Source organism: Pantoea sp. RIT-PI-b, from assembly GCF_001187905.1.
Classification (GTDB): domain Bacteria; phylum Pseudomonadota; class Gammaproteobacteria; order Enterobacterales; family Enterobacteriaceae; genus Pantoea; species Pantoea nemavictus.
This window is the reverse complement of record NZ_LGIS01000030.1, coordinates 368,261-377,981: the sequence shown is the minus strand read 5'-3', so window position 1 is coordinate 377,981 and position 9,721 is coordinate 368,261. Positions and strand designations below refer to the sequence as shown.

Annotated in this window: 8 protein-coding genes and 2 rRNA genes; 4 read left to right on the top strand and 6 right to left on the bottom strand. The window is 53.8% G+C overall.

What is annotated here, in order from left to right:
- From AC790_RS20995 to AC790_RS20985, 3 genes are all read left to right on the top strand, one after another.
- Positions 1-79, top strand: a 23S ribosomal RNA gene (locus AC790_RS20995); the annotation flags it as partial.
- 100 nt (positions 80-179) lie between these two features.
- A 5S ribosomal RNA gene (gene rrf, locus AC790_RS20990) occupies positions 180-295 on the top strand.
- Positions 296-540: 245 nt separating this feature from the next.
- Positions 541-1,845, top strand: a complete 1,305-nt coding sequence (locus AC790_RS20985; RefSeq protein ID WP_049853028.1) for an MFS family transporter — start codon at positions 541-543, stop codon at positions 1,843-1,845.
- On the opposite strand, the gene AC790_RS20980 is transcribed toward AC790_RS20985, so the two are convergent.
- The 6 genes from AC790_RS20980 to trxC form a co-directional block, all read right to left on the bottom strand.
- Positions 1,846-2,166 (bottom strand): YfiM family lipoprotein, encoded by a 321-nt coding sequence (locus tag AC790_RS20980; protein ID WP_049853027.1) that lies wholly within the window; start codon positions 2,164-2,166, stop codon positions 1,846-1,848.
- Between the two features lie 3 nt (positions 2,167-2,169).
- Positions 2,170-3,525 carry a CDP-diacylglycerol--serine O-phosphatidyltransferase gene (gene pssA / locus AC790_RS20975; RefSeq protein WP_049853026.1) on the bottom strand — a complete coding sequence of 452 codons (1,356 nt, stop codon included), beginning with the start codon at positions 3,523-3,525 and terminating at the stop codon, positions 2,170-2,172.
- Positions 3,526-3,641: 116 nt separating this feature from the next.
- Complete coding sequence (locus tag AC790_RS20970) at positions 3,642-6,299, bottom strand: bifunctional acetate--CoA ligase family protein/GNAT family N-acetyltransferase (RefSeq protein WP_049853025.1); 2,658 nt, start codon at positions 6,297-6,299, stop codon at positions 3,642-3,644.
- A gap of 43 nt (positions 6,300-6,342) precedes the next feature.
- The gene (locus AC790_RS20965; protein ID WP_049853024.1) at positions 6,343-7,113 is read right to left on the bottom strand and encodes a YaeF family permuted papain-like enzyme; all 771 of its coding nucleotides are present in this window, start codon (positions 7,111-7,113) and stop codon (positions 6,343-6,345) included.
- Between the two features lie 83 nt (positions 7,114-7,196).
- A complete protein-coding gene (locus tag AC790_RS20960; protein ID WP_049853023.1) occupies positions 7,197-7,889 on the bottom strand; it encodes a tRNA-uridine aminocarboxypropyltransferase in 693 nt (230 codons plus the stop codon).
- A 94-nt stretch (positions 7,890-7,983) separates the two neighbouring features.
- On the bottom strand, positions 7,984-8,403 hold the full coding sequence (trxC, locus tag AC790_RS20955; protein WP_007886387.1) for a thioredoxin TrxC: 420 nt from the start codon (positions 8,401-8,403) through the stop codon (positions 7,984-7,986).
- Positions 8,404-8,559: 156 nt separating this feature from the next.
- On the opposite strand from trxC, the gene AC790_RS20950 reads away from it, so the two are divergent.
- The gene (locus tag AC790_RS20950; protein WP_007886389.1) at positions 8,560-9,702 is read left to right on the top strand and encodes a tRNA/rRNA methyltransferase; all 1,143 of its coding nucleotides are present in this window, start codon (positions 8,560-8,562) and stop codon (positions 9,700-9,702) included.
- Positions 9,703-9,721: the final 19 nt, after the last annotated feature.

The following is a 9,721-nucleotide window of genomic DNA, read 5'->3' as shown; positions in this document are numbered from 1 at the left end:
ACGACGTTGATAGGCCGGGTGTGTAAGCGCAGCGATGCGTTGAGCTAACCGGTACTAATGACCCGTGAGGCTTAACCTTACAACGCCAGAGGCGTTTTGGTCTGAGAGACCGGATTTTCAGCTTGTTCACGGACTGGTTTGCGGCGCCCGCGGGGGCTACGCGAACGAAACAGAATTTGCCTGGCGGCTTTAGCGCGGTGGTCCCACCTGACCCCATGCCGAACTCAGAAGTGAAACGCCGTAGCGCCGATGGTAGTGTGGGGTCTCCCCATGCGAGAGTAGGGAACTGCCAGGCATTAATTAGGTGAAGAAGCCCTGAACGGAAGTTCAGGGCTTTTTTACGTCTTGAATTCGGTAAGTTTTACTAATTGAAGACCTCATTAGATCCCCGAATTAACTGAAAAACTGAAAGAACTCCTCTGCAAAATTCTCTCCTTGTCACAATTTTCCATCCACAGGCAGCGACAATCCCCGCAAGCAGCAGATAGATGCTTTACTAAATCCTTTGGCGTTAATTCTTCGCAAGGAAAAGAGGTAAGCATGACAAACTCACAACAACAAAAAGTGACACTATCTGAAGCAGCAGCCGACAGTAAACAGCGCATCTGGGCGATTGTAGGCGCTTCATCCGGCAATTTAGTCGAATGGTTTGATTTCTATGTCTATTCTTTCTTCTCACTCTATTTTGCCCACGTTTTCTTCCCTAGCGGTGATACCACCACGCAACTGCTGCAAACTGCGGGCGTTTTTGCAGCGGGCTTTTTAATGCGTCCGATCGGTGGATGGTTGTTTGGCTACATTGCCGATCGCCACGGCCGTAAAGCCTCAATGTTGATCTCAGTATGCATGATGTGTCTGGGGTCGTTAGTCATCGCCTGTTTACCGGGCTTTAGCGAAATTGGAATAGCCGCCCCAGTCATTCTCCTGCTGGCGCGTATGTTCCAGGGCTTATCGGTTGGTGGCGAGTATGGTACGAGCGCCACCTATATGAGCGAAGTGGCGCTGGAAGGAAGAAAAGGATTTTACGCCTCTTTCCAGTATGTGACGTTAATTGGTGGTCAATTACTGGCAGTGCTGACTGTCGTAGTATTGCAACAAATCCTTAGCGATGAAGAGCTCCGCAGCTGGGGCTGGCGTATCCCATTCTTCCTCGGCGCTATCCTGGCTGTCGTTGCACTGTGGTTGCGTCGTTCTCTCAATGAAACATCAGAGAAAAAACACCGAGAACACCGAGATGCCGGCAGTATTATGGGGTTGCTGCGTAATCACTCGCGAGCCTTTCTGATGGTGCTAGGGTTCACTGCAGGCGGTTCGCTCAGCTTCTATACCTTCACCACTTATATGCAAAAATACCTGGTCAATACCGCGGGAATGGACGCCCGCAGCTCCAGTGGCTTAATGACCGGCGCATTATTGGTATTCATGCTAATTCAGCCGATTGTTGGCGCATTGTCAGACAAAATTGGCCGCCGCGCATCAATGATGATTTTTGGCGCTGGCGCAGCAATTTGTACCGTCCCCATTCTGATGCTGCTGCAAAATGTACAGAGCAGTTGGCTGGCATTTGTATTAATTATGCTGGCGCTAATCATTACCAGCTTCTATACCGCCATCAGCGGCATTTTGAAGGCCGAAATGTTCCCGCCAGAAGTCCGCGCACTGGGCGTTGGGCTATCCTATGCGGTCGCGAATGCGATTTTTGGTGGTTCTGCAGAGTACGTGGCACTACTGCTGAAGCGGGAAGGCATTGAAACCAGTTTCTTCTGGTATGTCTCGGCGATGGGAGCATTGGCGTTTCTGGTCTCGCTTATGCTGCATCGAAAAGGGAAGGGGATTGCGCTGTAATTACTGGCTTAAATTCCAAAGCGCGATACCGCTGGCAGCGCCGGCAACATCCCAGCTAAGATCTTTCCAACTCCAGCCGCTCCCCGTTGAGCGGCTGTCATATAACTCTTTACCCACACCAAAACTTAATGAAAACAGAAAGCCGAAGCGCAAATTTTGCCCACGGCTTTGATGCTGATGTTGAGATATCTCGCTGCCTACTGCGGCCAGCGCCGCAGATGAGAAGAAGTGTTCTGCCTTATCTTTGCCCGTCCAGTTATCCTGCGCAATGTGCGCGCATCCACTACACAGCAAAACCACGCAGAGGATAAGCGCACGCATCGGCTAGAGCAGACGGCTAATCAAGCGGTCAATACGGATACGACGCAGGCGGCGAATCAGTTTACGTACCTTAGCTGGATAATCTGAGATGCTTTCCAACTCGCGGAAATGCTGCACCACGGACGTATGCTCACGAATCAACGCCAACTCTTTCTCACGTTGATCAGCTAACTCATTGCGAGGATCGTGAATCAGCACCGCGTTTTCCAGATCAAGTCGCCACGCGCGTGGATTGAGATTATTACCGGTAATCATCATCCATTCGTCATCAACCCAGATGCCTTTCAGGTGATAACTGTTTTCGCCATCTTTCCACAAGCGCACGGTCAGCTGACCATTATTCACGTAATACTGAAGACGACTAAGGAAGCGACGCAGGTTAATTTCATAAAGATACGGCAAAGCACCGATAATCTTGAACGGCTGTTCTGGCGGGATATAAAAGTCATTGGCGGTTTTATCGCCGATGATGATCTCCACTTCCTTACCCTGGCGCAGTAAATGAATCAGATTGCGCACCAGAATAGCCGGCAGGTTGAAATAGGGTGTACACAGCGTTAGCTTACGCTCGGCGCAGGGCATCAAATGGAAGATGGTTTTGTTCAGCAGACTGCGTTTACCCAAGCCAACCAGTGGGGTGACGGCAAGGGATTCATTATCTGCATTGCCCGTGAACTGATAATTAAAGCTGCGCAGCTCCTGACGAAATTGACGCGTTTCGTTCTTTATTTCCGGGCTGGAAGGGCGCTCAGTCTTATCGAGGCGGTTGACCGCATCAGATTCTTTAAGATTTTCGCAGATCCACGCATACATGGTATCGGTCAGCTGCGAATTGCGGATCAGCTGATAGCGATCATAACGATATTTATCATGCTGATGAAGATAAACGTCATTCAGGCTCGCGCCGCTATAAAGCAGCGTATCATCAATGATAAAACCTTTCAGATGCAGCACGCCGAGCGCTTCACGCGTATTCACCGGAATGCCATAAACCGGGATGGCGATATCGGGATGCTGAGCCGCCATTTCGCAATACCAATCAGCATTGGTCACGCCGCGTGCGGCGCCAATACGACCACGCTGCGCACGATGCCAGTCGACCAGAATACAGACATCTAACTCTGGACGAGCCTGACGCGCCGCGTACAGCGCCTGCATTATTCCCCGGCCGCCGTCATCATTTTCCAGATACAGCGCCGTGATGCAGATACGCTTTTCTGCCGTGGCTATTTTCGTCAGCAGGGTTTCGCGAAACTCGGCGGGCGAGTAAAGCGTCGTCAGATCCGACACGGATTGTGACAGTTTAGGCAGCTGTGCGAGGTGTTGTTGGTGTTTATTACGTTTAAATTTAGACAACATCACAGTGCACTTCTTCTCTGTTCATTGCATGGCCTTTTGCCATCAAATCATGATCCTAACGTTAAATAATACCATCAACCGGCCTGCAGAGCAGGATTTTTACCTTTCTGTACAGGTTAGCTGATGACATCGCTCAGCGGTAAATTCAGGCTGACAATGCCATCATCCAGTTGAATATTCACGCGAAAATTGAGTTTTCGAGCCAGCGTGATCATGCCGGTATTGTGTGGCATGGTGATACCGTTCAATTGTTGCAGGCCATGATCGCGCGTATACCGAATCATCTTCTCCATCAGGCGCCTGCCCATGCCCAACCCTTTCAGATCAGAACGCACCAGAACGGAAAATTCTGCGTCGATATTATCGGCATCAGAAATCGCACGCGTCACGCCGATAATCTCATCCACGCCGTTGCGCTGGCGGACCGCAACTATGGCCATTTCACGGTCATAATCGATTTGCGTCATATTCGCCAAATCTTCATGGGTGAACTCATTGATTTCACTGAAGTAGCGATAGTAAAGATCTTCTTTGGTTACCTGAGCGATAAAGGCGCGCAGTTGCGGTTCATCTTCTGGCAGAATCGGCCGGAACAGGCAAAATTGCCCATCTTTCAACTGCACCTTCTCTTCCAGATGATGGGGATAAGGACGGATCGCCAGGCGTGTTTCGTTATCACCAATAAACGGCGCCAGCTGTAACGTGACATCCAGCAGCGTGAATTCATTGGCCGACGCCAGCAGCGGGTGAATATCCAGTCGCTGAATCTCCGGGCAATCGACCACCAGGTTGGAAACCTGCACCAGTAGCTGGCTAAGTCCGGCGATATCCAGCGGCCTCAACGCACTACGGCTGCGCACTTTGCCGCTTTTCATCGCCTGAATCACCAGATAACGTGCCAGCGTCATATTCAAAGGCGGTAAAGCCACGGCGGCTTGTTTATCCGGCTGCCACTCCACGCCGCCTTCGCCTAACAGAATGATGGGACCAAACAGCGGATCCTGTTCAACCACCACACGCAATTCCTGGGCGCCGGCACGATTCGCCATACTCTGCACCAGCAGGCCGTCTATATGCGCCTGTGGATGGGTTTCGCGCACGCGATCGAAAATGGCTTCAGCGGCTTGTTCCACTTCCGCAGCGCTTCGCAGATAAAGCATCACGCCTTGCACCTCAGATTTATGCGGAATGTCCGGTGAACGCAATTTGAGCGCCACTGGATAGCCAATTTGATCGGCGATTTTGCCAGCGGCTGCGCTATCGCTGGCAATCCAGGTCGGCAGCGTTGCCAATCCGTAAGCCTGCAGCACCGGCTGCACTTCATGGGTATCCAGCATGGTGATGCCCTTATCCAGCGCCTGTTGAATCAGCTGGTGCGCTTGCGTGCTGTTCTGCGTCAAACCAAGCGGTAAGGCGGGCGTCTCGCGCAGCTGTTTCTGGTTACGACGGTACTCCACCTGATGCATAAATGCGGTGACGGTACCTTCAGGCGTACGCCAGGTGGGAATGCCGGCTTGCGTAAAGGCGCGCCGCGCAGCCTGTGAGGAGTATTCGCCGCACCAGTTAGTCAGTAGCGTGACCTGCTTGCCACGCGGATGTTTGGCAACCGCAGCGATAATCTGCTCGGCGGTTTCGCTGGAGGGCGATACGGCACTTGGCGCATGAATGATCATCAGCGCATCAAGTTCATGGCTATCCAGCAGCCGTTCAATGCAGGCCACATAACGTGCCGGTGTTGCATCATCTTTTAAGTCGAGCGGATTACCGCGACCGACACCTTCCGGCAGCAGCGCCGCCAGCGCCTGTAATGTCTCATCATTCAGCGTCGCCAGCTTGCCGTTGCGCGCATACAGCTCATCGAGCGCCAGCGCAGCCGGTGCCGCGCCGTTGCTGATAATCATCAGCCGATCACCGCGTAACGGGCGCATATGGCTGAGCGACTCTACCGCCGTAAAGAGTTCGTGCGTATCCTGCACGCGCAGTAAACCAGCGCGTTGAATCGCCGCATCCCAGGCAGCATCCAATCCGCTACGGGTGCCGATCATCGCCTGTGCCTGATGGCTACGACCACTTTTTATTACCAGAATGGGTTTATTGCGTGAGGCGCTGCGTGAGGCGGAAACAAAGCGGCGCGCATCGCTCAGATGTTCGAGATACAGCAAAATGGCGCTGGTTTTACCGTCGCGCGCGAGGAAATCTAACAGGTCATCGACGTCGATATCCAGGCTGTCACCCAAGGCGATAAACCACGAGAAACCGAGGTTTCGCTGCTGCGCCCAATCCAGGATGGTATTAGAGACCGCAGCCGATTGTGAAATAAAGGCAATACGTCCTTTCGCAATCGGCACCGGTGAGAAGCTGGCATTCAGCCCTTGCCATGGCGCCAGCAAACCCAAGCTGTTCGGGCCGAGCAGGCGGATTTGCCATTGGCTGGCACAGGCTTTCAGCTCTTCCAGCTGACTGGCCGGTGCCGAAAGAATAATGCACGCTTTGCAGCCTTTTTCACCCAACTGTTGCAGCAGTTCGAGATTACGTTTGGCGTGGGTGCAGATGATGGCGAGATCGGGCGCGAAGGGCAGGCTGGCGATATCGGGCCAGGCCAGCACGCCGCTCACCGCTTTGTACTTCGGCGTCACCGGCAACACCGGACCGCTAAATCCGCCGGCCAGCAGATTACGCATCATAAAGTAGCCGGCGCGCCCCGGTGTAATCGAGGCACCGATTACCGCGATTGATTTAGGTCGTAACAGCGCTTCCAGTCCGCGTTGGCTCATCATCCGCTCCTGCTATCAAGATTGGCATGATTGTAAACGCTTTTTACCGCACTTGCCGATTCGCCGATCGCAGGCCGAGGATCTCTTTTAAATTCCAGCGTTTTAAATGGCCGACATACTGCATATTCTGCTGCGCCTGCCATGCAGAGACATCGCCGTCACGTAAATGCAGTAAATCCGCCGGGCTGACCCAATTGGCCTGCCCCTGCAACAGTTCAATACCCGCGTGACGATAGCCCGCCAATACAAATTCGGAGCAGAAGAAGCGATTGGCTTGAGGATCGTCAACATCAGCTAACTGCACGCGGGCCATTGCGGTAAGGCAGGCACTGCGAACCTCTTCATTGACGAGCGGCAGTTCACACAGACGGCGTGACACCATAAACGGCATAAACATTACGATGCCCTTGAAGTTGTATTTTTTGCCTTGCTGTAAATCGGCAAACTCCCGTAAGCGCAGCATCTGCTCGCTGGTCATGCCGGGCACGCGCAGCACCAGCAGACTATTGCTTTCATCAATAGCATGATTTAGCGGAATGATTTTAACGCCGCTGCCAACCGCTTCCGCAACCTGTTCATCGCCAAGATAAATCGCTGCATGGCTTACGCCAGTCAGTGTAAACAGGCGAATTCCCCACGATTGTGGTGACGTGGCGGATGAGAGCAACAAATCGCCAGGCATCAAAGCGCTGCTTGAAATCAGTGCGGTTGGGCGGGTGCTGGCAGATTGCAGCTGCGGCGGAAAAGCGCGGTCGGGTTGTGGGGCGGTGCTGCAACCGGTGAGCAGCAGCATCAGCAGCCAGAAAATTTTCATCGTGCATCCTTTGCATATAAGGCCAACTCCGTGGCGATGCGCGACTATAAATCAAACTGGCTGGTTACAAAAGCTGCAAATCCTTAAAGGACATTTTCGAGGCTATGCACGGGATGGTGCGGCTTTCCCGCCAGATAAGCGTGACGGAAGCGTGCGAAATAGTGCTGCAGTTCCGCGGCGGCGGCAAGATCGCCCGCCTGTTCCAGCAGCGCGGCGGCGACTTCTGCAGTGCAGTGCTGACCTTCACCATGGGCTTCACGCAGCGTATAGCGTGATGGAGTGGAGACGTTGAGCGACATCACCGGCAGCGCATCCAGCCACGGGCTTTTGCGAAACATCTTACGCGCCTCCGTCCAGGTACCGTCGAGCATGATAAACAGCGGCGGTTTACCGCTGAGCGGTGGGCGGGTGAGTACTTCACGATCGGCATCAGCATAAGTAGCAGGAAACACGACCAGCGGCTGATAATGCTCATTTTTAACCGCTGCCAGCAATGCTGGATCAAGTTCGGTACGTGACCAGCCAAACGCCTGCGTATCTGGCAGCACATCGGCAATCAGCCTGCCGGTATTGCTTGGCTTCATCGGCTCGGTATCGAACATCACCAGGCAAAAGCGGCTACGCGCTTGCTGTGGCTGGATGGTCGCGCACAGACAATTTTTCTGCGGTAGCAAACAGCGCTGGCAACGTATGACACGATTACCGCGCGCCAGAAACGGGCGCGTAGCGCGTGCTAAACGTTGCGCACGTAAGCGCAGGACGGCATTTTCAAACATAGATTCGCTAGCAGGAGGAAAAACGTCAGTGTAATGGAATTAGCCGGGAAAGGTAATAATAAGGAAGGCCAGCACGCGGCTGGCCATCAGCGATTTACAGCGATTCGTCGAGCCATTCATTGAACGGCGCTTTCGGCATGGCGCCATTCAGCATGTCGACCATCTCGCCGTTCTTGAACAGCATAATGGTAGGAATGCTGCGAATGCGGAAACGCGAGCTCAGCGCCGGTTCCGCTTCCGTGTTTACCTTCACAAAACGCACCTTGCCGCGCCGCTCGTCGGCGACATCTTTAAATACGGGCGCAAAGTTTACGCACGGGCCGCACCACGGTGCCCAGAAGTCAATCACTACCGGCAGATCGTCCTGCAGATATTTATCCAGCGTGGCGGATGTCGCGTTGGCGACTTCACCGTTAAACAGCTCACCGCCGCAACGCCCACATTTTGCTCCATCGGCAATACGCGACTCGGGCACGCGATTGGTTGCCTGACAGGAGGCACAGACTGTATTCATATTTACCTCAACCCGGACCTGTAAATCTGATGATTGCCGGACATTATGAAAAGGTTGAGTGCTATGCTCAATCTGGATTGCCCAATAGGTTCAATAGTTGATAGCTAAGCACCGACACATCAGGTAATCTTCGCGCTCTCAATGCTGGAGGAACAGATGAACGACGAATTTAAAGGCAAAAGCGGCAAGGTAAAAGTGATGTATGTACGTGATGAGGAGGGTGGTCAAAAGCCTAATCCCCGTACCGGCAAAGGCGGCCGTCCTGCTGCGCGCCAGGAAGATAATCGTCGTTCTGGTCCTCGCAGTGCACGTACTAATGAAGAGGGTGGCCGTAGCGGCGCACCGCGTGGCGCACGCAGCGAAGCGGGCGGTCGTGGTTCTGCCCCGCGTGATGCACGTAACAGTGAGCGTGGCCGCAGCTTTGGTCAGCGCGACGATCGTGGTGGCGACAGCCGCAGCTTCGGTGATTCACCGTGGCGTACCGTTTCACGTCCACCCGTGGCTGATGACAGCCAGCTGGATGACGCAGCCAGCAACAAGCCGGTAATCGATCCCGAGCAGATTCGCCGTCAGCGTCAGGAAGAGACGCGCGTATACGGTGAAAATGCGTGTCAGGCGCTGTTCCTGAGCCGTCCGGAAAGCATCGTGCGCGCCTGGTTTGTGCAGAGCGTAACGCCGCGTTTCCGTGAAACGCTGCGTTGGCTGGCGGCCAACCGTAAAGCCTATCACGTAGTGGAAGATGCCGAGCTGACGAAAGCTTCAGGTACTGAACACCACGGCGGCGTGTGCTTCATCATTAAAAAACGTATGGGCATGCCGGTTACTGAGTGGCTGACAAAGGCATCGACCAAAGATTGCGTGCTGGCACTGGAAGATGTCAGCAACCCGCACAACCTCGGCGGCATTATGCGTAGCTGCGCGCACTTCGGTGTGAAAGGTTTGCTGGTGAATGATGCTTCGCTGCTGGAATCGGGTGCGGCAGTTCGTACCGCCGAAGGTGGCGCTGAGCACGTACAGGCGATCAGCGGCGAAAGCTTTGCTGATGGCCTGGAAGCGTTCCGTAAAGCGGGTTACACCATCGTTACCACCTCCAGTCACGAAGGTACGCCATTAGCGAAAGCTGAACTGCCGGCTAAAATGGTGCTGGTATTAGGCCAGGAGAGTGAAGGTCTGTCCGACAGCGCTTTCCAGCAGGGTGATCTCAGCCTGTCAATCGGCGGTACTGGCAACGTGGAAAGCCTCAACGTGTCAGTGGCAACCGGTATTCTGCTCGCCGAATGGTGGCGTCAGAACGCATAAAAAAACGGGCCGCAAGGCC